Origin of the sequence: Aeromonas sp. ANP5, assembly GCF_963870295.1 — a bacterium.
Classification (GTDB): Bacteria; Pseudomonadota; Gammaproteobacteria; order Enterobacterales; family Aeromonadaceae; genus Aeromonas; species Aeromonas veronii.
In genome coordinates this window covers 35769-58089 of the sequence record NZ_CAWMRY010000021.1, presented here as the reverse complement: position 1 = coordinate 58089, position 22321 = coordinate 35769, and the positions used below count along the sequence as shown (strand labels likewise).

Genomic DNA, 22321 nt, shown 5'->3' with positions numbered 1-22321 from the left:
TCAACATTAGCGCCACAGGGTTGTGGCCATCCCAAAAAAGAGAGGTATTCTGTCACATCCCGAATTTGCTGAAAACTCAAGGAAGTGTCTGTCGTGTTTGTGCTCAAAAAGTGGCTGGGTCAGCTGTTGATGCCGCTCCCCTTCTCCCTCTCCCTGCTGCTGGTCGCCCTGCTGCTGCTCTGGTTCACCCGTTTTCAGAAAACCGGCAAACTGCTGGCCACTCTCTCGCTGCTCATTGTGGCGCTGATGGGGATGCGACCGGTGAGCTATGAACTGGCCCGCGGCCTGGAGCAGACCTTCCCGCCGTTCGAGGTGAGCCAGCATCCCAACATCGACGCCATCGTGGTGCTCGGCAACGGTCATGTCAGCGATCCGGCGGTACCGATGCGTAGTTGGCAGAACAATATCTCGCTGGCACGGACTCTCGAAGGGGTGCGTCTTGCCCAGGCCTATCCCGACGCCGAGCTAGTTTTCTCCGGCTATGTATCGGGGGATACCCTCTCCAATGCCGAGGTCAATGCCCGGATGGCCGAGAGCCTCGGCATTCCCCGTTCGCGGATGACGTTGTTTGAAAACAACAAAGACACTCATGATGAGGCGGTCAGTATCAGCCGCCACCTCAAGGGAAAAGAGGTGGCGCTGGTCAGTTCGGCCACTCATTTGCCACGTGCCATGGCCCTCTATCAGGGTCAGGGGCTAAACGCCGTGCCGGCCCCCACCGACTACACCGCCAAGCAGAGCCAGGTACCCCAGCCCCTCTACAGTTATTTACCCAAAGGGCGTTATCTGATGTATTCCGAAGCTGCCATCCACGAATGGATTGGGGTATGGTGGGCTCGCTTGCGGGGGCAGGTTAACGAATGAGCGATCAAGCGTTTCATTCCTGATTTGGATCAGGAAAGCGAAAAAAAATTACGTCATTTGCCGCCGGGTCAGCTATCTTGGGCTCGGTTCAATTCATATAATGTCGCGCAATCAAATGCCTAGGAGATATACAAGATGAGACAGCACCTGGTAATGGGTAACTGGAAACTGAACGGCACCAAAGCTTCTGTAGAAGCTCTGATCAAAGGATTGACCCCGGCTGCTGCCGCTCATCCTTCTGTGCAAGTCGCCGTCTGCCCGCCGGTTATCTTTTTGGGTCTGGTTGAACAACTGACCGCTGGCAGCAAAATTGCCTACGGTGCCCAGAACGCTGACGTTCACGAGTCTGGTGCCTTCACCGGCGAAAACGCCCCCTCCATGCTGAAAGCCTTTGGTTGCACCTACTCTCTGGTCGGCCACAGCGAGCGTCGTACCCTGCACGCAGAGACTGACGACGTGGTTGCTGCCAAGTACGAAGCGATCCAGAAAGGCGGCCTGGTGCCGGTTCTGTGCATCGGTGAAACTCTGGAGCAGTTCGAAGCCGGCGTGACCAAAAGCGTGGTTGAGACCCAGCTGAAAGCCGTTATCGACCGTTGCGGCATCGCCTCCTTCAACAACGCCGTTATCGCTTACGAGCCGGTATGGGCCATCGGTACTGGCAAGACTGCCACTCCGGAGATCGCTCAGTCCGTTCACGCTCACATCCGTCAGTACCTGGCCGGTTTTGATGCCGCTGTTGCTGCCAAAGTACAGATCCTGTACGGCGGTTCCGTCACTGGCGCCACTGCAGCCGACCTGTTCGGTCAGCCGGACATCGACGGTGGCCTGGTCGGTGGTGCGTCCCTGAAAGTGGACGACTTCTCCCAGATCATCGCTGGCGCTGCCAAGTAATCGCTGATGACGGCAAAGAGAGGGGCTCGTCCCCTCTCTTGTATCGCTTTTCCTATGGTGGCCCCCGCATCCCATATGAAAGCCGATATAGTAAAAGTGGCTTGTCTGTTTAAACATTCGTATTTGACAACTCAGATCCAGAGGCACTCATGACCAAACAAATCAAACGTATTGGTGTTTTGACCAGTGGTGGCGACGCACCCGGTATGAACGCAGCCATTCGCGCCGTGGTTCGCGCCGGTTTGCATCATGGCCTGGAAGTTTACGGTATTTATGATGGCTACCTCGGTCTGCACCAGGATCGCATCGTCAAGCTGGAGCGTCACAGCGTCTCCGACGTGGTGAACCGTGGTGGTACTTTCCTCGGCTCCGCCCGTTTCCCTGCCTTCAAAGACCCCGCAGTGCGCGCCGAAGCAATCGAAAACCTGAAAAAGCACGGTATCGATGCGCTGGTCGTCATCGGTGGTGACGGCTCCTACATGGGTGCCAAGAAGCTGACCGAAGAGGGTTTCCCCTGCATCGGCCTGCCGGGCACCATCGACAACGATATCGCCGGTACCGACTTCACCATCGGTTTTGATACCGCTCTGAACGTGGTGGTTGACGCCATCGACCGTCTGCGTGACACCTGCAGCTCCCACCACCGTATCTCCGTGGTCGAGATCATGGGCCGCCACTGTGGCGATCTGGCCATGTCTGCCGCCGTTGCCGGTGGTGCCGAGTATGTGATCGTGCCGGAAGTAGCCTTCGACAAAGAGAAGCTGCTCAAGCAGATCAAGGAAGGCGAAGCCAAGGGCAAGAAGCACGCCATCATCACCATCTGCGAGCACGTTACCGACGTGAACGCACTGGCTAAAGACATCGAAGCCCTGACCGGTCGTGAAACCCGCGCCACCATCCTGGGCCACATCCAGCGTGGCGGTGCCCCGACTGCCCGTGACCGCATCATGTCCAGCCGTATGGGTGCTTACGCCGTAGAGCAGCTGCTGGCTGGTCACGGTGGTCGCTGCGTCGGTATCCAGCGCAACGAGCTGGTACACCACGACATCATCGACTGCATCGAGAACATGAAGCGTCCGTTCGATCAGGAGCTGTACAACCTCTCCACCACCCTGTTCTAAGCCACGCGGCTTTTTACCGGCTGTTGATGACAAAAACCCTCCATCGGAGGGTTTTTTAATATCTTACAAAAACGGGTGCATCGGCACGCTGTGTGCCCCTCACCATACGGGTTGCCTGATTACCAACCCTTGCGCCATCTGACAGATCACCAGCCTTCCTCTCCTCACAGCAACCGGCTTCAGCCTACGAACAGAGTTCCGGTATTGTCGTGGATGTTTTATCACTGCGAACCGGATTGCGTTGACCTGTGCTCTGTCGACCCTGAAACGAACTTGTTCAGCCTCCTCGTCATACGCCGCTTTTTATATCTCAATCTTGTAGAAGGTATTCAGATATCTTCCCCAACCATGCTCCTGCCCTGCCCTGCCCAGCCCAGCCCAGCCCAGCCAGAGAATACGCCTCTGGCCTATTGCGCACCTCACTCTTGCTGCGGCCATGTCTACTCCTAGGCCAACGGGGAAATTGGTGGTGATAAAACAGCCAGCTGCCAATCCGTATCCCCCCAATCCATGGTTCTCCCCCCTGTAAAGCGAAGTGTTGCTGTAAAAATGCGGAGACATCGGCCTGATAAAGTGATGGTGTGACAAGGGTTGGCAACCAGACTCTCTCCATAAACTTCTTTTGGATGGGCTATCTACGTCAGGAATCGTCAAATCATTGCCTTGCGCACTTTTTATGGCCTCAATGACACTATTACGAGGGTGAAAACTTATAAAACGCCACTTAAGCTCCATACAAAACCCTTCACCAAACCAGCCAACAGCTCACCAACTAATTGAATTTAAATGAAATAACCATAAAAACAGAATCTTGAATGCCTAACATGCCATAGCAGGTGATAAAATCAGCTCAGTATGACAAAAATAGCCATCTCAACCAACCACACACATAAAGCAGCTATTTTATCAACTTACACCTTGTTTTACCCCCTTGTTATGGTATCTTGACTACATCAACCAACAACTTAGGGAGAGAAAAATGAAAGAGTTTGTCGTTACTGCCGTTTTCACGGTGTTTTTCACCCTGGTTGCTGTCTCTCTGCCCTCACTGTCACAGTTCTGAGCCGGATAGAGAGGCATCAATCCGGACCGACCCTCTTTGCCATGTCTGTTTAATCGCCACCAACTGGCGCTTTTCAGTAATAATGCCGAGATGGTCAACATAGATATGATTTCATCACGTTGACGCTGTTTCTTTCGCCACAAGGGTGTAACCAGGATGGTTTAACCATATGGCCTGATGGAGTAGAACCAGCAGCAGATCATATCTGAGGGGAGCAAGGCTCCCCTTTTTGTTACCCGCCGTTTGACAATCCCCTCCCCCGGCATCTACAACAGGCCGGTTGACGCCATACGGCCCATGCCCACAACTGATGTTTTCCCTCCCGTGCTCTCCATTCAACACAGCTACATCCGTCAGCAATCTCTTGTGCACACCTTTGCTCTGATACTTGTCCGGCAAATATAAAAAAGCCCCCGCCATCATGGCAGGGGCTCGCGTTACGCAGTGTCAGCTTAAGGCTGTTATATCTCAGCCCAGCTCAAAGCAGTTATGCCTTGTTCCAGCGCTGTGGGTCATATTCCGGGCTGAAGCGGTCAACAATGACAGCACAGGCCGCATCGCCGGTAATATTGAGGGAGGTGCGGATCATGTCGAACAGACGATCCAGCGCGAACAGCAGCGGCAACCCTTCAATGGGGATCCCGGCCGCCAGCAGCACGGCAACCACCAGGAAGCTTGGGCCCGGCACACCAGCCTGACCGATCGCCCCCAGAGTGGAGGTCACAATGATGGCCGCCCAGGCGCCGATGCTCAGATCGATGTTGTAAACCTGCGCGAAGAAGATGGCGACCAGACCGTAATAGATGGCGTTGCCGCTCATGTTGATAGTGGCACCCAGCGGCAACACGAAGGAGGCGGTCGCGTTGGTCACTTTCAGATCATGCTCGCAGGTCTCCATATTGACCGGCAGGGTCGCCATGGAAGAGGCGGTGGAGAAGGCCACGATCTGCGGCTTCTTCATGGCAGAGAGGTACTTCATTACCGGCGTGTTGGAGAACATCATCACCAGCAGCGGGTAGACCACAAAGCCGAAGATAAGGATGGCAGCCACATAAACCACGAATAGCTTGAGCACCAAGGTCAGCACGTCGAAGCCATAGGTACCGATGGCTTCCGCCATCAGACCGAACACCCCGAGCGGAGCGATGATCATCACCTTGTTGATCATCCAGACGAAGGCATCCACCAGGGTATTGAGCCCATCGACCAGTGGCTTGGCCCGCTCGCGCGGCTGTTTGGCCAGCGCAATGCCGAGGAACATGCAGAACACCAGGATCTGCAGGATGTTAGCCTCGTTGAGGGAGTTGAAGACGTTGGTGGGGATCATGCCAAGCAGGGTGGCGACTGCATCCGGCAACGCCCCTTTATCGGCATAGTCACCACCAAACATAGAGGCAACGGAAGCGAAATCGACCCCGACACCCGGTTTGAAGATCTGCCCCATCACCAGTGCCAGCAACACGGCCAACGCGGAGGTCACGAGAAAGAAGGCCAGCGTCGCTGCACCGATCTTGCCCGCCGCCGGGCTGGCGCCCAGATTGGCGGCGCCGGAGAGGATGGCTACCGCCACCAGCGGGATCACTAGCATCTTGATCAGCTGGATAAACAGGGTACCGAGCGGTGCAAACACGGTGGCTTGTTCACCCATGAACGCGCCGACCACTGCGCCCAGTACCATGGCGACCACAACCTGGAAGCCGATGTTTTTAATGAGTCCTTTAGTTAACACAATATGTTCCTTTATGTAGCAAAATTCACACTTTTCCCAGTGCAATTAACCAAACAGGGGAATGAGCGGCTGCCCATTCCCCTGTTTGCGCGTGTTATCTCACATTTAATTGCTGTTTTAAATCAGCAAATCATTAACCTTGGCTATTAATAAGTTTGCGAAAAAGTGAAGATTCAAAGCGGTCTCGGCTATTTTTACCTCATCCCCCATGACAACTGGCAAAAGATTGTGCTAGTTTGGCTGCACAAACGTACACACAGGGATGTAAAGATGCTGAAAGTTAACGAGTATTTCGACGGAAATGTAAAATCCATCGGTTTCGAACAAAAAGGCGAGAAATCAACCGTCGGGGTGATGAACGCCGGTGACTACCTGTTCAACACTGCCGCCCCCGAACGGATGACAGTGATCAAGGGCGCCCTCACCATCCAGCTGGCTGATGAAGATGAGTGGCACACCTACAGCCAGGGTGAATCCTTCCTGGTGGCCGGTCACTCCTCCTTCAAACTGGAAGTGAAAACCCCCACAGCTTATCTGTGCGAATTTCTCGACTGATCAGGCCGGTTGAAGGGGATCAGCCCCTTCAACCTTCTTGGGCAACCCCCAGCCCTATTATCTGTGTCCATGTCACAGCACCGCACATCCCCGCTTTCCATCCACGGCAAAAATCCTAGAATAAACAGACATAAACCATCACCGGATTGATGTCATGATCAGCGTGTTTGACCTGTTTTCCATCGGAATTGGCCCCTCCTCTTCCCATACTGTCGGCCCCATGCGTGCCTCTTACGCCTTCGTCCAGCAGCTCAAGCTGCAAGGCCATCTGCCACTGGTCACGCGGGTCGAAGTGGAGTGTTACGGCTCGCTGGGCCAGACCGGCAAAGGGCACGGTACCGGCAAGGCAATCATTCTTGGGTTATCGGGCTTTGAACCGGAATCGGTCGATATCGATGCGATTCCCGCCATTCTGGCTCAAGTGGAAAATGAGCAGAGCCTGCAGTTGGCAGGCGAGCAACCAAGCCATTTTCCCCGCACCGGTGCCATCATCTTCAACCGCCGCAAAACCCTGCCGGCCCACACCAATGGCATGACTCTGCGCGCCTTTGATAAAGAGGAAAACCTGCGCTTCAGCCAGACCTACTACTCCATCGGTGGCGGCTTCATCATTGAAGAGAGCCACTTTGCCACCGCTAAAGAAGAGGCCGCCAAGTCCGATGCCGAACATCCTGTCCCCTACCCGTTCGACAGCGGCGCCCAACTGCTGGCCCACTGTCAGGAGAGCGGCCTCTCCATCTCGGGACTTATCCTCGCCAATGAGCGGGTATTTCGCAGCGATGAGCAGATAAAAGCGGGGCTGCGCAAGATCTGGCAGGCGATGCAGGGCTGCGTCGAGCGAGGCTGCAAAAGCGAAGGGGTGCTGCCGGGCGGCCTCAAGGTTCGGCGCCGCGCCCCGGGGCTGTTCCGCCAGCTAAGCTGCGAGACCAACTTCAACAAGGATCCGCTGATGGTGATGGAGTGGGTCGATCTCTTTGCGCTGGCCGTCAATGAAGAGAACGCCGCCGGTGGCCGGGTGGTGACCGCCCCCACCAATGGCGCTGCGGGCATCATCCCCGCCGTGCTGCACTACTACGATCGCTTTGTTCACAAGGTGGATGACGAGACGCTGATCCGCTACTTCCTCACCGCGGCTGCCATCGGCATCTTATATAAGAAGAACGCCTCCCTCTCCGGCGCCGAAGTGGGTTGTCAGGGGGAAGTGGGTGTCGCCTGCTCCATGGCCGCCGGGGCGCTGACCGAACTCTTGGGGGGCAGCCCGGCCATGGTGGAGAACGCCGCCGAAATAGGCATGGAGCACAATCTCGGCCTCACCTGCGATCCCATCGGCGGACTGGTGCAGGTGCCCTGCATCGAGCGCAACGCTATGGGCGCAGTGAAAGCGATCAATGCCGCCCGCCTCGCCCTGCGCGGCACCGGCGAACACAAGGTATCGCTGGACAAGGTGATCAAGACCATGTGGGAGACCGGCAACGACATGAAGACCAAATACAAGGAGACGGCCCGTGGCGGCCTCGCCGTTAACATTACCGAATGTTAAAAAACGGAAAATGAATCCATTTGATTCCGAAATGCCCGGCATCGCCGGGTATTTTTATGGGCAAACGCTTAACAAAATGGATAAGCACAAAAATAAATTTTATACTCGCGCCTCAGATTCAACAAAAATAGATCTATTTCAACTTTTTTTAGGTCTGGAGCCGTTACACTACGGTTATCTGGTTCTGTGACCTGCGCTGACAAGCGCGCTCCATGGATCTCCCAAATTTCTGTGAGTGGGCATGCCGCCCCCTTCTACCCTGAGGTAATAGTGACATGATCAGCGTTTTTGATATCTTCAAAATCGGTGTAGGCCCCTCTTCTTCCCACACTGTTGGCCCGATGAAAGCGGCCAAACAGTTTGTTGACGAGCTGCGCGCGGGCGGCAAGATCCGCGATATCACCCGCATCAATGTCGATGTCTACGGCTCCCTCTCCTGGACTGGCAAAGGCCACCATACCGACACTGCCATCATCATGGGCCTGGCTGGCAACCTGCCGGAAAATGTCGATATCGATGCCATCCCCGAGTTTATCTCCCGTGTTGAACAGACCGAGCGCCTGCCGATCGGCCTGCACTGCCACACCGTCAGCTTCCCGCGAGACGCCATGGTATTCCACGACGAAGCCCTGCCGCTGCACGAAAATGGCATGAAGCTGACCGCCCTGATTGAAGATGAAGTGGTTTACAGCAAGACCTACTACTCCATCGGTGGTGGTTTCATCGTTGACGAAGAGAACTTCGGCAAGGCTGACAGCGGCGACATGTCCGTACGCTATCCGTTCAAGAGCGCCGCCGAGCTGGTTGCCCATTGCAGCCAGACCGGTCTCTCCATCTCTGCTCTGATGATGGAAAACGAGAAGTGCTTCAACACTCCGGAAGAGATCTACAAGAAGTTCGGCAAGATCTGGAACACCATGCGCGAAGGTATCGAGCGCGGCTGCCGTACCGAAGGCGTGCTCTCCGGCCCGCTGCGCGTACCCCGTCGTGCCGCGCCGCTCTACCGTCAGCTCAACACCAACGAGAACCTCTCGAGCGATCCGATGAACATCGTTGACTGGGTCAACATGTTCGCTCTGGCAGTCAGTGAAGAGAACGCTGCCGGTGGCCGCGTGGTCACCGCCCCGACCAACGGCGCTGCCGGTATCATCCCGGCCGTACTGGCCTACTACGACAAGTTCATCCAGCCGGTTGGCCGCGACGAATACACCCGCTTCTATCTGGCTGCCGGTGCCGTCGGTATCCTCTACAAGATGAACGCCTCCATCTCCGGCGCCGAAGTGGGCTGCCAGGGTGAAGTGGGTGTCTCCTGCTCCATGGCCGCTGCCGGTCTGACCGAGCTGATGGGCGGCAGCCCGGAGCACGTCTGCGAAGCTGCCGAGATCGGTATGGAACACAACCTGGGTCTGACCTGTGATCCGGTTGCCGGTCAGGTACAGGTGCCCTGCATCGAGCGTAACGCCATCGCAGCCATGAAAGCGGTCAACGCCTCCCGTATGGCCCTGCGTCGTACCTCCAAGCCGCGCGTCTCCCTGGACAAGGTGATCGAGACCATGTACATCACCGGCAAGGACATGGACTCCAAGTACCGTGAAACCTCCCGTGGTGGTCTGGCCATCAAGGTGATGCAGGTTGCTTGCGAATAAATAAGGGTTGCGACCCTCATCTGAACAAAGGCGGGATATCCCGCCTTTTTTATTGCCCGAATGGGATGCCAGGTACTTATACCGGCATACCGACCATTTCACTGTTGGGCGTCGCTGATATACCCTGCTACGCCACCGCAATGCGGATTGCCTTGTCTGCATACCTCTCTAATTACATACCTTGATTAACTCGTCTCAATGGATTGGAAGCGACGTTCTACCCTGCCAATAACCTTGACCCGCTATCTTGCCCCTGTCACGGTTTCACAACTAATCGATATCGAGATGGCCCCTAAGCTCAATCCCCTCCACTTTGGGCATACCCTTGTTTGGCAAGACGCGGTTACCACTCCCCCTGCGGATTATCACGCCGCCACATTGATTTCCACCTATGTGGCACTTTCGTGATCAGGGCAAACAATCAAGCACACAAACAGGGGGTTAGCTCATCATTTTGGCCACAGCGCATCGCGCAAACTGGTTTTAGCACAGTTATCATCGTCTTCTTTACGCGCCCTTTGATGGACAAATCATCACGCAGTGGAGGCCAAAAAAGCGCCCAAGGAAGAGGCTGAAAATAATCGATGAATGAGCCAATAGCCGTTGAAATGGAGGATATGAGTGCGCGCCACTCGCTATTTTTGTGAGCGCCAGCAAAGGTTGAGGATATGGTGTTGGGAGCAGATTGACTTTCTATTTAAACAACGAAAAGTGAATATCACCAAAGGGAGGGTTTAATTTGGCCAGATCCTGTCACGGGATTATCGCAGGCCACCTCTCCGGGGCCGGAATGCGTCATGTAGAGTCACAAAGAATTAGCCCCGCTGGGCAGAACGCACAACGGGGCTGGATATTCAGGATGGTTTTTTCAGGCTGGCCTTGTGCTGCTCCAGCAAATTCTCAGGGGGCGGCGGCACCTGCAGGTAGAACCCCTGGTTGGTCAGCGCGGCCATCACCTTGCCGACATCAGCCAACCCCAAGGGCTTGGCCGGATCCAGCTTGGTCATCAGCACCAGCTCGGGACGCCCGAATGCGCTCAGCAATGGCGCGGGAACGCGGGAGAAATCCTCTCTTTTTTCAACAAAAAGGTAGGTCTCGGCTTTTTTGCGACTTTTATAGACTGCACACAACATGGAAATTGATATAATCCGACGAGTTTATTGCCTCTGATGGGGGCAAACTATAACATCAGGAATTGAATAACAATAACGGATTAGCATCTCTGCCTCGGGGAAGATTCATGGTTGAGCGCGATAACGAATTGAAAGGGACCACCTTCACTATTTCTGTGTTGCATATCAGCGATGGCGAGCCTGAGCGGATACGTCAGTTGTTGGCCGAAAAAGTGGCCCAGGCACCCTACTTTTTTAATTGTGCGCCGCTGGTGATCAATGTTTCCCGACTGGAACATATTCCCGATTTCGAACAGCTCAAGGAGCTGGTGGAGTCCGAAGAGTTTGTGCTGGTCGGCATCACGGGTGCGCGCAGTGAAGAGATGAAGACAGCCGCCAAGGCGGTGGGACTGGCCGTGATGGCCTCGGGCAAGAGTCGCAAGAGCGAACCGGAACCCGAGCCTGCCCCCGCGCCAGCCGTCCCTGAGGTGGTTCCCGAGCCAGAACCCGCCCCCTTGATCCCGAGCAAGGTACATGTGGGACCGGTTCGTTCCGGCCAGCAAATTTACGCCGCCGGCACCTCGCTGGTGGTGCTGGGGTCCGTCAGTCCGGGAGCTGAAGTGCTCGCCGACGACAGCATTCATATTTATGGCACCCTGCGTGGCAGAGCCATTGCCGGTGCCCGGGGCAATACCCAGGCCCGGATCTATTGCCAGCAATTACAGGCCGAGCTGCTCTCCATCGCGGGCACATTCCAGCTGAGCGATGCATTGCCGGCAGGCCTGATCCAGCAACCGGTACACGTCCGGCTGGACAATGAACAACTCCGAATAGACCGTATCAAATAGAGTTACAAGGAAGCGAGAATGGCGCGAATCATAGTCGTTACATCGGGTAAAGGTGGCGTTGGCAAGACCACAACCAGTGCGGCCCTGAGCACCGGCTTAGCCCAGCGTGGTCACAAGACAGTGGTCATTGACTTTGACATCGGTCTGAGAAATCTGGATCTCATCATGGGCTGCGAGCGGCGCGTGGTGTATGACTTCGTCAACGTCATCAATGGGGAAGCAAACCTCAATCAGGCGCTGATCAAGGACAAACGCTCGGAAAATCTGTTTATCCTGCCAGCCTCCCAGACCCGGGACAAAGATGCCCTCACCCGTGAGGGGGTCGAGAAGATCCTGGATCAGCTGGCAGAGATGAAGTTCGATTACATCGTCTGCGACTCCCCGGCGGGGATCGAGGCGGGCGCACTGATGGCGCTCTATTTTGCCGACGAGGCGATCGTCACCACCAACCCGGAAGTCTCTTCCGTGCGTGACTCCGACCGCATCCTTGGCATCCTGGCCTCCAAGTCCCGCCGCGCCGAGCGTGGTGAAGACCCCATCAAGGAGCACCTGCTGCTGACCCGCTACTGCCCGACCCGCGTCAACCGCGGCGACATGCTGAGCGTGCAGGATGTACAGGAGATCCTGGCCATCCCGCTGCTCGGGGTGATCCCGGAGTCCCAGGCGGTGCTGCGCGCCTCCAACTCCGGCGAACCGGTCATTCTGGACAAGGAGTCCGATGCCGGTCAGGCCTACGAAGATGCGGTGTCCCGCCTGCTGGGCGATGCCAAGGAATTTCGTTTTCTGGAAGAAGAGAAGAAGGGCTTCTTTAGCCGACTGTTCGGGAGTTAAACATGTCATTATTGGATTATTTTCGTTCCAACAAGAAACAGAACACCGCACAACTGGCCAAAGAGCGGTTGCAGATCATTGTTGCTCACGAGCGTTCATCCAGAGGGGGGCCGGATTACCTGCCCCAACTCAAGCAGGATATCCTCGATGTGATCCGCAAATACGTCAACATTGATCCGGAGAAGATAACCGTCCAACTGGATCAGAAGAGTGATGAGCTGTCGGTACTGGAGCTCAACATCACCTTCGCCGATGACAAGAAGGGATGAGCTGACGCCCTATGCGTGACCCCTTCCCCCAATGAAGACCGGATCCTGTCACTGGATCCGGTTTTTTATTGGCACAAAAACAGGCCACAGCGGCTCGCCTCATCTCGCCAAGGGGTCTGCCGACAGCTAGAATAGCGCCGCCCCGCAGGCAGTGATCTGCGCTGGCACCTTTTTCTCTTTTCTGGAACAGACCGCTTATGTCTATGAATGACGAAATGCACAGCGTCGAGGAACTGCTCGATACCGCCCTCGAACTCTTTATGGAGCTGGCCTCTGACAACCTGCCGGAGCAGGAGATCGCCCGCTTCAATCAGGAGTTCAACGATCGCGGCCTGCTGGCCGAAACCGACCCGGCCGATGACTGGGAAGCGGACGTGGGTTTTGCCGTGAGCGACACCGACTATGCCGAGATCTGGGTTGGCCTTGGCAATGAAGAACAAGAGTATGAGCACTTGTTTGCCCGCATGCTGCTCTCCCGCCGTGTTGACGAGAAGTTCTGCCACATCGAATGGCTGCCCCAATAATTCCGGATCCCGATGATCCCAGCCATTATCAGTGGGAGTCTGACCCTGACGCCGTAGCCCCCGTGCGCGCATCTGCATCGTTTGGGCGCCGGGTGTTGAGGTGGGCAGGCAAGATCGCGCTGGCCGGGCTGATCTGCTCGGTCGGCTCGGTCGCCTTGCTGCGTTTTATCGATCCGCCGATGTGGAGCTGGCGTATCGAGCGGGCCCTCTTTCCGCCCGCCAAGATCACCCAGGTGCGCCATCAATGGGTAGATCTGGAGTCCATCTCCAAGGAGCTGCAACTGGCGGTGATCGCCGCCGAGGATCAGCGCTTTGCCGATCACAACGGCTTTGACATGGATGCCATCAACGCGGCACTCAAGCACAACCAGCACAGCGAACGGGTACGCGGTGCCAGCACCCTCAGCCAGCAGACCGCCAAGAACCTCTTTATGTGGAGTGATCGCAGTTTCCTGCGCAAGGGGCTGGAGGCCTGGTTTACCCTGCTGATGGAGCTGGGTTGGGACAAGGCCCGCATTCTCGAGGTCTATCTCAATATCGTGGAGTTCGGCCCCGGCATCTATGGCGCCGAAGCCGCCGCCCGCACCTACTTTGGCAAACCGGCCAGCCGCTTGACCCGCTACGAGTCATCCCTGCTGGCCGCCGCCCTGCCCAATCCGTGGCGTTATCGGGTCAAGCCCCCTTCACCCTATGTGCAGAAGCGCTCGGTCTGGATCCGCCGCCAGATGGGGCAACTGGGTCAGATCACCCTCAATCGGGTGCATCAGGCCGACTGATCCTCAGGGCTCATCGGGTTTCTCCGGTGGGCCCAGATGACCGCCCACCGTCTCGCGGTGAAGCGGCAGATAGTGCCACCACCAGGCCTCGCGCCGTCGCTTGATCTGTTGCCGCCGTCCCCGCTGCTTCATCCCCTTACTCCCTGCCAGATGATCCGTGCCTTAACCATACTCCCCCAACGGCAACTTGGACAGGCCAGCCACGCCCGGCGCACTGGTCTGGCCGCCACAGCCAATAATTGTTACAGTAGCGAACCTCGATGTATCTGGAGTGATTTCATGGAACAGCGTACCCCGGATCAGCTGGTCGAATGGGCCTATGATCAGTTTCTTGAGCAGGCCGCCGATATGCTGGCCCCCGAACAAATTGTCGACATCACCCTGGAGTTTGAGCAGCGTGGCGCCGTGGAGGCGACTCTGCCCAATGCCGACTGGTCGACCGAGCTGGGTGAGCCGGTCGATATGGAGCGCTGGGTCGAAGTGTGGGTCGGTTTACTGGATCATCAGGATGAGTTTGAGGTGATCTTCGCCACCTTCCTGCTGCCCCGTCTGCTGACCGAAGATCAAGTGCATGTGCGCTGGCATCGCCAGCAGCAGGCATAAAAAAGGCGCCATCGGCGCCTTTCTTGTTTCTGTATTCTCTTTTATTTCTGTTCTCTGCTAATCCTGCGCCGCGATGGCCTTGGCCAGACAGCGGCGGCACCAGCAAGCGCTGGCCTCCTGCATCGGCAATACCGGCAACTGGCTGCACCAGCACTGGGCGATGGTCTGACCGGCAGAGACGGCGCAATAGGCCGGTTCGCCACAACCCGGACAGCAGTGGGTGCTTTTCGAGCCATTCAGCTCGGCCATCACCGCCAGCTGGGCCTTGCTATCCATCGCCGACCAGTAGCCGATCTCGCTCAGGGTGCGGCCACAACCAAGGCAAAGCCCATCTTTCGCCTTGCAGAGGCCAACACAGGGGCTCGGCATCTTATTCGCTATCCACTGCCGAGTCGGTCTCTGTGGCCACCAGAGTGATGGCGTTATCTTCGATGACGATCTTGCCCTGCTTGTAGAGGCCGCCGATCGCCTTCTTGAAGGTGCCCTTACTCATGCTGAACAGCTTGTAGATGAGCTCGGGTTCGCTCTTGTCACCCACCGCCAGACTGCCGCCCTGCTTTTTCATCCGGCTCAGAATGCGCTCACCGGCATCATCAACACGCGCCAGACCCGGCTTTTGCAGGGTCAGATCCAGTTTGCCATCTTCGCGCACCTGCTTGACCCAGGCGGTTTGCGGCCGACCGGTCATCACCCGGCCAAACACCTCGTTCTTGAACAGCATGCCGGGATACTGACCGTTGACGATCACCTTGATGCCAAGGGGCGAGTGCTCCCCCGGCAGCGCGGTCACTTCGTCACCGACCTTGAAGTTGCTGCCAGCCGGGGTCAGGAAACGCTCGATGCGGCTGGTGCCGACCATGCGCCCTTCGTTATCCAGTTGCAGACGCACCAGATAAACGTGGCCCACCTGCATCGGCTTGTTCTGCTCGCGGCTCGGCACAAACAGATCCTTTTTCATGCCCCAGTCGAGGAAAGCACCAATCTTGTTGGCATTGACCACTTTCAGACCGGCAAATTCGTCCACCATGGCAAATGGCTTGTCGGTGGTGATCACCGGCTCGCAATCGGCATCCAGATAGAGGAAGACCTGCACGCTATCCCCCTCTTTCACCCCTTCCGGCAGTTGACGCTTGGGCAGCAGCAGTTCACCGTACTCATCGGCCGCAAGCCAGGCGCCACGGTCTTCGAGTTCAACAACGGTGAGGGTGTTCATCTTGCCAATCTGTATCATGGTGCTCTCTTTTTTCATTACCCGGATGGGCCAACTGAACATGGCCCCTATGGGCGCGCATGTTACCTCAAGAGCAGTGATCCGGCCTAGTCCCCAAGCCACCACTGGCCGCTCTTTCGCCATTATCTTATCCGCCAATGGTGATTAAATCGCCAAACAGGCGGCCATTTGCTGCAAATAACCCCACTTTTAGGTAGACTTCGCGGCTGTTCAAATCCAGAGGAACTGTCGATGAACCCATCCACTCGTACCCGCCATCTTAATCAATGGATCCAGAGCCACAGCGATCAGGACATGACCTACCCGGCCCTGCACGGTTTTCTCTGTGCTCGTCTGGTGGGGCCGGAAAGCCCTGACTGGCAACGCCCGCTGGCTGGTCTGCTGGAACAGGATGCTGAGTTGGATGAAAAAAGCGCAGAAGCCCTCAACCACCTGATCGCCGAGCTGGAATCCCAAGCCGACGACGCCCAGCTGGCCCTGCCCAGCCAATGCCGCCTGCCCAGCGATAACCCCGAGCAGGTGTTCGAACAGAGCCACCCCCTCGGTCAATGGTGTTATGGCTTCAGCATGGGTTTTGCCACCTGGCCCAAGCCGAAGGATTTGAACGACCCGACCACCCAGTACCGCTTCAGTCTGGCCGCCGAGCTGAGCCTGTTTCGCGACAAGCAGATGGCCCAGATGCTCTATAGCGCAGCCGCCAGCGAACTCCCCTTTGTCGAGTTCTGCAAACGCCAGCGCCAGAATATGAAAACCGCCCTCAACCAGTTGCTCAACCTCGACCAGTATCAGGCCGCCCCCAGCGCTGATGTGGCCCTCAATGGCGAGCAGGCCCAACAGTGGCAGACCTGGTTCGAGCTGGCCGACAGCTGCCGCGATCATCAGGCCCGCCTCGGCTGGTTCGAGAAGATCATCGCCGATGCCACTCCGCTCTTTGATGAAGCCTTCTGGCAGCAAATCGCCGGCCACGGCTGGAGTGCCCCCGAGCTGCGTCCTCTGCTGGCCGCCAGAGCCGGCCGCGCCGACTGCCTGCTGCGCCTTGGCAAGCTGGGCGAGGCCAAAGCCGAGTATCTGGCGCTGCTGACAATCTGCGTGGCCGATGAGCTGGGTTGCCGCTACAACCTCTCCACCCTCTATGCACTGCAAGGGGATTGGCAGGCACTGGCCGCCCTGCTGGTGCGCTTCGATGAAGCCTCCAGCTGGTTGCTCTATAACAAGGCGCTGATGGTCTTTGCTACCGAGGGTGCCGAGGCAGCCAAGCCCCATCTGCTGGTCGCCATCGAGGCCAACCCGCACATTCCGGCCTGCCTGCTGGGTCAGCGCAAGCTACCCAAACAGGAGCCGCAAAGCTGGCAAGCAGGCAGCCGCGACGAGGCCGCGCTCTACGCTATCCACACACGCGAGGCCTGGCTCAAGCAGAACGCCCTCATCTGGTTGCGTAAAGGCTGAACAGCGTTGGCTTAAAATCCCGTCGGTCAGACCCGGTTTTTCCTTGAGGGCGTGCGCCACCGCACATTTCATCGCAACCGGGTCAGACAAATCAGCTTGAGTTTCGTATCATCAATGTCAAAGTATCAAAAGAAACTGCATCTGATGCAGCCGTCACAGCAGGGTGTAATATGTCAAAAATCATAGCGTTACTCGCTCACTACCCGCCCTATCAGTTGGTACATGCCGCCGAGATGCTACGGGATACCTTCGAACAGTTTTATGAACAGCGTTACCAGCTGACCGTGCCGCAATGGCGCCTGATGATGGTGCTCGGCCCCAACTACCCCATCAGCCAGAAAGAGCTGGTCGAGGCGAGCGGCATGGACAAGGTGCGCATCTCCCGCGAGATCCGCCGTCTGGTCGAAAAAGGGATCATCTTTACCGAGAGCAGCGAGCAGGACAAACGCATCAGCCTGGTCTCCCTCACCAATGCCGGGCTCGCCCTCTTCCTGCAGCTCAAGAGTGAAGCTGGCAGCTGGCAACATACCCTGACCGACTATCTGCCGAGCGAATCCCGCGAGGCGATCCGCCAGCATCTGCACAGCGTCAGCGCCGCCATTGAGCAGCTGCAATCACTGGATCGGGAGAAATAATCATGGATTTGAAAAAGTTCGCCACCATGGACATCAACATGCTGCTGAGCGTCGTCAATATGCAGCTGCGTGATCGCTATGACGATCTGGATGATCTCTGCAAAGCGCAGGAGATCGATCAGGCAGCACTGGAAGCGCGGCTCGCCAGCGGCGATTTTCACTACCAGCCAGCGCAGAAACAGTTCAGATAAAGAGAGCTAGCGGGATCGGGATCACAGCGCCAGTGATGGCGCTAGCTCTGCGGTAAAAACCTGATATGGTCTGAAGAGCCCCAACAGGGTGATGCACGGATACATCACCCTGTCACAAGAGGGCATTAAAATCGTTTCAGGTGAGCAAACCAAGGATGACCCCATGATATTGATGACCCGACAGAGCCTGTTGATCACGCTCTGTACCCTGTTGATGATCAGCCTCTTCACGCCCCACATGCCGCAAAGTACCGAACAGTGGCTGACCACCCTCTTGCTTGGCTTGCTGGTCACGGTGGCGCTGCTGCTGGTGCGCGGTTGTCGCCGCTTTATGATGGAGTAGTGACTCCGCCGGAACATCTATACCAACCGCTTGCCGCGATACTCTCTGTAGCAGCAACGTCTGTCGCAATTATATCTAGCCCAAAAACAAACGCAGCCTGATGGCTGCGTTCTTGTATCTGGCGGGGCAACCCCTTGAAGAGATAACCCCTGACGGGATAGAGAGCCCTTAGATAGCCAGAGCCTCAAGCTGCGCTTTGGCCGCTTCCATCCCCTTGCTCTGGGCATCCGGACCCATCCCCATCCCTTCGGCGTAGATGAAATCCACCTCTTTGATACCGATGAAACCGAGCACGGTACGCATGTAGGGGGTCACCAGATCGGTGGCGCTGCCGACGTGCATGCCGCCGCGAGGGCTGATCACCAGCGCACGGGTATTTTCAACCATACCCACCGGACCGGTCTCGGTGTAGCGGAAAGTGACGCCAGCGCGAGCCACCAGATCGATCCAGTTTTTCAGCTGGGTCGGGATGTTGAAGTTGTACATGGGGGCCGCAATCACCACCAAGTCGCTCGCTTTGAGTTCGGCTATCAGCTCGTCGGACTGGGCGATCACCGCCAGCTGACGCTCGCTCAGGTTATCACCACCGCGCAGGCCGGAGGCCAGCTCGCCATCCAGCACCGGCAGGTTGAGGGCCGCCAGATCACGCACGGTGACGGCATCATCCTGATGATCAGCCAGGAAGCCGTCGATCAGGGCGTTGGATTGGGAATATTGACCCAGGATGCTGGATTTGAGTACGAGGATATTGGCCATGGTGAAACTCCATTTGGTTGTCGGTTGAACAGCGTTGCTGTCGATGGAGGTCACTCTAAACATTGTGCTTATTTGCTGATAGCGAAAATAGATGCTCAACTTGTTCAAATTTTTTGATGCAAGGCCACTTCCTCGCCAGCCAACCCTGCGGCCGCGCTTCAACCCTTGGCAGAACAAACGATTGCCGTTATGATCCGCCGCACTTTTTTCCAGCGACCCGGATCCCATGATACCCTCGCGCAGGCACTCTCCTCTGGCCGGTGCAGTCTGGATGATGGTGGCAGGACTCTGCTTCGCCGCCGTCAACAGCCTGAGCCAGTATGTCAGCTTCAAGCTTGGCCTCCCATCGACCCAAGTCGCTTTCCATCAATACCTGATCGCCCTGATCTGCCTGCTGCCCTGGCTGGTTCGTCACGGCCTGCGCCAATCCCTGATGACCAATCAGTTCCGGTTGCACCTGTTGCGGGTATTGCTGGCGGTGATCGGCATCCAGCTCTGGCTCTGGGCACTGGCGTACCCCGTCCCCATCTGGCAGGGGATCGCCCTGCTGATGACCTCACCGCTGTTTGCCACCCTGGGCTCCGCGCTGCTGCTCAAGGAGCAGGTGAGCCGCACCCGCATTCTGGCCACCCTGGCGGGCTTTGCCGGCGCCATGCTGATCCTTGCCCCCTGGACTGACGAGTTCAACTGGGCCTCCCTGCTGCCGGTGGCGGCGGCGCTATTCTGGGCAGGTTACTCCCTGATGGTGCGCTATCAGGCGGCCAACGAATCATCCCACACCATTGTGGTCTACCTGCTTATTTTCAGTACCCCGTTCAACGTCATGCTGGCCCTGCCGGAGTGGCAGTGGCCAAGCGAGAGCCAGTGGCTGCTGGTAGCCGCTTCCGGCGTGCTGACGGCGCTGGCCCAGATGTCCATCGCTCGCGCTTACAGCGTGGCGGAGGCCTCCTTCGTACAACCTTTCGATTTTGCCAAGCTGCCGATGAACGTGCTGGCGGGCTGGCTGGTATTTGGCTGGGCGCCCCCCGGCCGTCTGTGGCTTGGCGCCGCCATCATCATTGGCGCCATTACCTTGCTGACCCATCTGGAGCAGCGCGCTCACAAACCCGTTTCCTGAGGTACGCCATGCGTGCCTCTTTTTTTGTCCGCTATTCGTGCGATAGCGATCATCAACAATGACCATCGACATCAGGAGAGATCGTATGTTTGGAACCGCAACCCGCCCCGGCGCCACCCGTGCCCTGCTGCTGGGCTCCGGCGAACTTGGCAAGGAGGTCGCCATCGAGTTGCAACGGTTCGGGATCGAAGTGATCGCCGCCGACCGCTACCCCAATGCCCCCGCCATGCAGGTGGCCCACGCAGCCCACGTGCTGGACATGCTCGATGGCAACGCCCTGCGTGCCCTGGTTGCCGAGGTTAAACCCGACCTCATCATCCCCGAGATTGAAGCGATTGCCACCGATACCCTGGCTGCCCTTGAGCAAGAAGGGGTCAAGGTAGTGCCCAACGCCCGCGCTACCCAGCTCACCATGAACCGGGAAGGGATCCGCCGCCTCGCCGCCGAGACCCTGGGTCTGCCCACCTCACCCTACCGCTTTGCCCAAAGCAAAGAGGAGTTTGTCGCCGCCGTCGAGGCTATCGGCCTGCCCTGCGTGGTGAAACCTGTGATGAGCTCGTCCGGCAAGGGACAGAGCGTACTGCGCGATCTCGCCAAGATCGATGAGAGCTGGACCTACGCCCAGGAGGGTGGCCGCGCCGGCCGTGGCAAGGTGATCGTCGAGGGCTTCGTTCCCTTCGAGTACGAAATCACCCTGCTCACGGTACGCGCCGTCGATGGCATTCACTTCTGCGACCCTATCGGCCACCGGCAGGAAGATGGCGACTACCGCGAATCCTGGCAGCCGCAGGTGATGAGCGAGCTGGCGCTGGCCCGCTCCAAAGAGGTGGCCGCCAAGGTGGTCGAGGCCCTCGGTGGTTACGGCCTGTTCGGAGTCGAGCTATTTATAAAAGGCGATGAAGTGTGGTTCAGCGAAGTCTCGCCCCGCCCCCACGACACCGGCATGGTGACCCTGATCTCGCAAGATCTCTCCGAGTTCGCCCTGCACGTGCGCGCCATTCTGGGGCTGCCGGTCGGCACCATCACCCAGTACGGGCCGAGCGCCTCCGCCGTGGTACTGCGCGAAGGGCACAGCCAGAATATCCGCTATCAGGGGATTGGTGAGGCATTGGCGCTGGTGCCGGGTGCCCAGCTGCGGCTGTTTGGCAAACCGGAGATCGCCGGTCGCCGCCGTCTTGGCGTGGCGCTGGCCCGGGGTGAAGATTGCCGCGAGGCGGTCGAGCAGGCCAAAGCCGTTGCCGCCAGCGTCGAGGTCATTTTCTAAACGCTGTTTTTTCGCCGCACCGAAACAAACGTTTGCCGGTGTGATCGGGCGCAAGGGGCATGGCAATGCCCCTTTTGCATTTGCCCGTCAGGCTTATAATCCCCTCTTCAAATTTTTCAGGAGTACAAGATGTTAGCTGCCGTGATCTTCGATATGGATGGTGTTCTGATCGACTCGGAACCCTTTTGGCAACGGGCCCAAATCGCCGTTTTCTCCGAACTGGGTCACCCCCACACCGTCGAGGATTGCGAATCGACCATCGGCGTGCGCATCGATCAGCTGGTTGCCCACTGGTATCGCCTGCGCCCATGGAGCGGCCCGACTCAGGAAGAGGTGGTACAGCGCATTCTGGATCAGGTCAACGCCCTGATCCTTTCAGAAGGTCAGGCCAAAGCCGGTGTGCTGGAGGCGCTCGACCTTATCGAAGCCCGCGGCCTTAAAGTGGGTCTGGCCACCTCCTCCCCCTTTGCGATGGTGGAAGCTGTGCTCGGCAAACTCGGCATCCGCGATCGCTTTATGGCGGTTCACTCCGCTGAAGTAGAGCGTTTCGGCAAACCGCACCCGGATGTCTATATCCACGCGGCCGAAAAGCTGGGGGTCGAGCCCGTCCATTGTCTGGCCATCGAAGACAGCTTTACCGGCCTGCTGGCGGCCAAGGCGGCCTCCATGACTGCGCTGATCGTGCCGGATCCCGCTTTAGTAGGTGACCCACGCTTGGCCATCGCCAACTACCAGCTCAGCTCGCTGGCCGAGCTGAATGCCGACATGTTGGCCAGCTGGGTCAAGTAGCGCCTATCGGCGTCTTGCTGCGCTCGCGTTCTCATATCCGCAGGGGGCATCCAGCCCCCTGTGATTGCCAAACAACTGTTGGCAATTCCCCTCTTTTCACCAGTCATTCACAACCAGATTGTTCCTCTCACACACGACCAGTCCAACCGGTTGCACCTTGCCATCCCTCAGGCTTGA

General features: G+C 57.4%; 25 protein-coding genes. 19 read left to right on the top strand and 6 right to left on the bottom strand.

Features of this window, described 5'->3' with window-relative positions:
• Positions 1-93: 93 nt before the first annotated feature.
• The 3 genes from elyC to pfkA all read left to right on the top strand — a co-directional run bounded on the left by elyC (position 94) and on the right by pfkA (position 2876).
• The gene (gene elyC, locus AACT07_RS13145; protein WP_069528175.1) at positions 94-864 is read left to right on the top strand and encodes an envelope biogenesis factor ElyC; all 771 of its coding nucleotides are present in this window, start codon (positions 94-96) and stop codon (positions 862-864) included.
• A 135-nt stretch (positions 865-999) separates the two neighbouring features.
• Positions 1000-1755 carry a triose-phosphate isomerase gene (gene tpiA, locus AACT07_RS13140; RefSeq protein ID WP_069528172.1) on the top strand — a complete coding sequence of 252 codons (756 nt, stop codon included), beginning with the start codon at positions 1000-1002 and terminating at the stop codon, positions 1753-1755.
• A gap of 149 nt (positions 1756-1904) precedes the next feature.
• A complete protein-coding gene (pfkA, locus tag AACT07_RS13135; protein ID WP_005336840.1) occupies positions 1905-2876 on the top strand; it encodes a 6-phosphofructokinase in 972 nt (323 codons plus the stop codon).
• A gap of 1550 nt (positions 2877-4426) precedes the next feature.
• Here pfkA and AACT07_RS13130 read toward each other — a convergent pair.
• Entirely contained in the window at positions 4427-5668 is a 1242-nt protein-coding gene (locus AACT07_RS13130; RefSeq protein WP_083249974.1) for a dicarboxylate/amino acid:cation symporter, read from the bottom strand.
• Between the two features lie 270 nt (positions 5669-5938).
• Here AACT07_RS13130 and ppnP point away from each other — a divergent pair, with 270 nt between their 5' ends.
• From ppnP to AACT07_RS13115, 3 genes are all read left to right on the top strand, one after another.
• Complete coding sequence (gene ppnP, locus AACT07_RS13125; RefSeq protein WP_005336842.1) at positions 5939-6223, top strand: pyrimidine/purine nucleoside phosphorylase; 285 nt, start codon at positions 5939-5941, stop codon at positions 6221-6223.
• A gap of 154 nt (positions 6224-6377) precedes the next feature.
• Entirely contained in the window at positions 6378-7763 is a 1386-nt protein-coding gene (locus AACT07_RS13120; RefSeq protein ID WP_069528168.1) for an L-serine ammonia-lyase, read from the top strand.
• Positions 7764-8038: 275 nt separating this feature from the next.
• Positions 8039-9409 (top strand): L-serine ammonia-lyase, encoded by a 1371-nt coding sequence (locus tag AACT07_RS13115; RefSeq protein ID WP_021230001.1) that lies wholly within the window; start codon positions 8039-8041, stop codon positions 9407-9409.
• Positions 9410-10263: 854 nt separating this feature from the next.
• Here the strand turns inward: AACT07_RS13115 and AACT07_RS13110 are convergent.
• Positions 10264-10542 (bottom strand): YcgL domain-containing protein, encoded by a 279-nt coding sequence (locus tag AACT07_RS13110; protein ID WP_005352312.1) that lies wholly within the window; start codon positions 10540-10542, stop codon positions 10264-10266.
• Between the two features lie 107 nt (positions 10543-10649).
• Between AACT07_RS13110 and minC the strand changes: the two genes are divergently transcribed.
• The 5 genes from minC (at position 10650) to mtgA (ending at position 13769) form a co-directional block, all read left to right on the top strand.
• On the top strand, positions 10650-11369 hold the full coding sequence (gene minC / locus AACT07_RS13105) for a septum site-determining protein MinC (RefSeq protein ID WP_069528166.1): 720 nt from the start codon (positions 10650-10652) through the stop codon (positions 11367-11369).
• An 18-nt stretch (positions 11370-11387) separates the two neighbouring features.
• On the top strand, positions 11388-12200 hold the full coding sequence (gene minD, locus AACT07_RS13100; RefSeq protein ID WP_005336847.1) for a septum site-determining protein MinD: 813 nt from the start codon (positions 11388-11390) through the stop codon (positions 12198-12200).
• Positions 12201-12202: 2 nt separating this feature from the next.
• Positions 12203-12469, top strand: coding sequence for a cell division topological specificity factor MinE (gene minE / locus AACT07_RS13095; RefSeq protein WP_005336848.1), 267 nt, complete (start codon positions 12203-12205; stop codon positions 12467-12469).
• 197 nt (positions 12470-12666) lie between these two features.
• Positions 12667-12993: an HI1450 family dsDNA-mimic protein gene (locus AACT07_RS13090; RefSeq protein ID WP_005352317.1), complete on the top strand. Its 327-nt coding sequence runs from the start codon at positions 12667-12669 to the stop codon at positions 12991-12993.
• Positions 12978-13769: a monofunctional biosynthetic peptidoglycan transglycosylase gene (gene mtgA / locus AACT07_RS13085; protein WP_069528164.1), complete on the top strand. Its 792-nt coding sequence runs from the start codon at positions 12978-12980 to the stop codon at positions 13767-13769. The genes AACT07_RS13090 and mtgA overlap by 16 nt, the downstream gene beginning before the upstream one ends.
• A gap of 3 nt (positions 13770-13772) precedes the next feature.
• Here mtgA and AACT07_RS13080 read toward each other — a convergent pair whose 3' ends face one another.
• Entirely contained in the window at positions 13773-13901 is a 129-nt protein-coding gene (locus AACT07_RS13080) for a hypothetical protein (RefSeq protein ID WP_019445852.1), read from the bottom strand.
• A 147-nt stretch (positions 13902-14048) separates the two neighbouring features.
• Between AACT07_RS13080 and AACT07_RS13075 the strand changes: the two genes are divergently transcribed.
• A complete protein-coding gene (locus tag AACT07_RS13075; RefSeq protein ID WP_005336851.1) occupies positions 14049-14372 on the top strand; it encodes an HI1450 family dsDNA-mimic protein in 324 nt (107 codons plus the stop codon).
• Positions 14373-14429: 57 nt separating this feature from the next.
• Here AACT07_RS13075 and AACT07_RS13070 read toward each other — a convergent pair whose 3' ends face one another.
• Entirely contained in the window at positions 14430-14741 is a 312-nt protein-coding gene (locus tag AACT07_RS13070; protein WP_069528162.1) for a DUF1289 domain-containing protein, read from the bottom strand.
• Position 14742: 1 nt separating this feature from the next.
• A complete protein-coding gene (locus AACT07_RS13065) occupies positions 14743-15603 on the bottom strand; it encodes a CvfB family protein (protein WP_005336853.1) in 861 nt (286 codons plus the stop codon).
• Between the two features lie 231 nt (positions 15604-15834).
• On the opposite strand from AACT07_RS13065, the gene AACT07_RS13060 reads away from it, so the two are divergent.
• From AACT07_RS13060 to AACT07_RS13045, 4 genes are all read left to right on the top strand, one after another.
• Complete coding sequence (locus AACT07_RS13060; protein ID WP_019445849.1) at positions 15835-17049, top strand: UPF0149 family protein; 1215 nt, start codon at positions 15835-15837, stop codon at positions 17047-17049.
• A gap of 170 nt (positions 17050-17219) precedes the next feature.
• Complete coding sequence (locus AACT07_RS13055; protein WP_005336856.1) at positions 17220-17684, top strand: MarR family winged helix-turn-helix transcriptional regulator; 465 nt, start codon at positions 17220-17222, stop codon at positions 17682-17684.
• A gap of 2 nt (positions 17685-17686) precedes the next feature.
• Positions 17687-17875 carry a DUF4250 domain-containing protein gene (locus AACT07_RS13050; protein ID WP_019445848.1) on the top strand — a complete coding sequence of 63 codons (189 nt, stop codon included), beginning with the start codon at positions 17687-17689 and terminating at the stop codon, positions 17873-17875.
• Between the two features lie 163 nt (positions 17876-18038).
• Complete coding sequence (locus tag AACT07_RS13045) at positions 18039-18218, top strand: hypothetical protein (RefSeq protein ID WP_019445847.1); 180 nt, start codon at positions 18039-18041, stop codon at positions 18216-18218.
• A gap of 168 nt (positions 18219-18386) precedes the next feature.
• Here the strand turns inward: AACT07_RS13045 and AACT07_RS13040 are convergent, their stop codons facing one another.
• Positions 18387-18974, bottom strand: a complete 588-nt coding sequence (locus tag AACT07_RS13040) for an FMN-dependent NADH-azoreductase (protein WP_069528160.1) — start codon at positions 18972-18974, stop codon at positions 18387-18389.
• 226 nt (positions 18975-19200) lie between these two features.
• On the opposite strand from AACT07_RS13040, the gene AACT07_RS13035 reads away from it, so the two are divergent.
• The 3 genes from AACT07_RS13035 to hxpB all read left to right on the top strand — a co-directional run bounded on the left by AACT07_RS13035 (position 19201) and on the right by hxpB (position 22144).
• Complete coding sequence (locus tag AACT07_RS13035) at positions 19201-20091, top strand: DMT family transporter (RefSeq protein WP_069528158.1); 891 nt, start codon at positions 19201-19203, stop codon at positions 20089-20091.
• A gap of 85 nt (positions 20092-20176) precedes the next feature.
• Positions 20177-21355, top strand: a complete 1179-nt coding sequence (gene purT, locus AACT07_RS13030) for a formate-dependent phosphoribosylglycinamide formyltransferase (RefSeq protein WP_069528155.1) — start codon at positions 20177-20179, stop codon at positions 21353-21355.
• Positions 21356-21484: 129 nt separating this feature from the next.
• Positions 21485-22144: a hexitol phosphatase HxpB gene (hxpB, locus tag AACT07_RS13025; protein WP_069528151.1), complete on the top strand. Its 660-nt coding sequence runs from the start codon at positions 21485-21487 to the stop codon at positions 22142-22144.
• Positions 22145-22321: the final 177 nt, after the last annotated feature.

Bases quoted from the DNA above. Each gene is read 5' to 3' on its own strand.
- tpiA (WP_069528172.1), top strand. From the start codon at position 1,000: ATGAGACAGCACCTGGTAATGGGTAACTGGAAACTGAACGGCACCAAA.
- pfkA (WP_005336840.1), top strand. From the start codon at position 1,905: ATGACCAAACAAATCAAACGTATTGGTGTTTTGACCAGTGGTGGCGAC.
- ppnP (WP_005336842.1), top strand. From the start codon at position 5,939: ATGCTGAAAGTTAACGAGTATTTCGACGGAAATGTAAAATCCATCGGT.
- AACT07_RS13120 (WP_069528168.1), top strand. From the start codon at position 6,378: ATGATCAGCGTGTTTGACCTGTTTTCCATCGGAATTGGCCCCTCCTCT.
- AACT07_RS13115 (WP_021230001.1), top strand. From the start codon at position 8,039: ATGATCAGCGTTTTTGATATCTTCAAAATCGGTGTAGGCCCCTCTTCT.
- AACT07_RS13110 (WP_005352312.1), bottom strand. From the start codon at position 10,542: ATGTTGTGTGCAGTCTATAAAAGTCGCAAAAAAGCCGAGACCTACCTT.
- minC (WP_069528166.1), top strand. From the start codon at position 10,650: ATGGTTGAGCGCGATAACGAATTGAAAGGGACCACCTTCACTATTTCT.
- minD (WP_005336847.1), top strand. From the start codon at position 11,388: ATGGCGCGAATCATAGTCGTTACATCGGGTAAAGGTGGCGTTGGCAAG.
- minE (WP_005336848.1), top strand. From the start codon at position 12,203: ATGTCATTATTGGATTATTTTCGTTCCAACAAGAAACAGAACACCGCA.
- AACT07_RS13090 (WP_005352317.1), top strand. From the start codon at position 12,667: ATGTCTATGAATGACGAAATGCACAGCGTCGAGGAACTGCTCGATACC.
- mtgA (WP_069528164.1), top strand. From the start codon at position 12,978: ATGGCTGCCCCAATAATTCCGGATCCCGATGATCCCAGCCATTATCAG.
- AACT07_RS13080 (WP_019445852.1), bottom strand. From the start codon at position 13,901: ATGAAGCAGCGGGGACGGCGGCAACAGATCAAGCGACGGCGCGAGGCC.
- AACT07_RS13075 (WP_005336851.1), top strand. From the start codon at position 14,049: ATGGAACAGCGTACCCCGGATCAGCTGGTCGAATGGGCCTATGATCAG.
- AACT07_RS13070 (WP_069528162.1), bottom strand. From the start codon at position 14,741: ATGCCGAGCCCCTGTGTTGGCCTCTGCAAGGCGAAAGATGGGCTTTGC.
- AACT07_RS13065 (WP_005336853.1), bottom strand. From the start codon at position 15,603: ATGATACAGATTGGCAAGATGAACACCCTCACCGTTGTTGAACTCGAA.
- AACT07_RS13060 (WP_019445849.1), top strand. From the start codon at position 15,835: ATGAACCCATCCACTCGTACCCGCCATCTTAATCAATGGATCCAGAGC.
- AACT07_RS13055 (WP_005336856.1), top strand. From the start codon at position 17,220: ATGTCAAAAATCATAGCGTTACTCGCTCACTACCCGCCCTATCAGTTG.
- AACT07_RS13050 (WP_019445848.1), top strand. From the start codon at position 17,687: ATGGATTTGAAAAAGTTCGCCACCATGGACATCAACATGCTGCTGAGC.
- AACT07_RS13045 (WP_019445847.1), top strand. From the start codon at position 18,039: ATGATATTGATGACCCGACAGAGCCTGTTGATCACGCTCTGTACCCTG.
- AACT07_RS13040 (WP_069528160.1), bottom strand. From the start codon at position 18,974: ATGGCCAATATCCTCGTACTCAAATCCAGCATCCTGGGTCAATATTCC.
- AACT07_RS13035 (WP_069528158.1), top strand. From the start codon at position 19,201: ATGATACCCTCGCGCAGGCACTCTCCTCTGGCCGGTGCAGTCTGGATG.
- purT (WP_069528155.1), top strand. From the start codon at position 20,177: ATGTTTGGAACCGCAACCCGCCCCGGCGCCACCCGTGCCCTGCTGCTG.
- hxpB (WP_069528151.1), top strand. From the start codon at position 21,485: ATGTTAGCTGCCGTGATCTTCGATATGGATGGTGTTCTGATCGACTCG.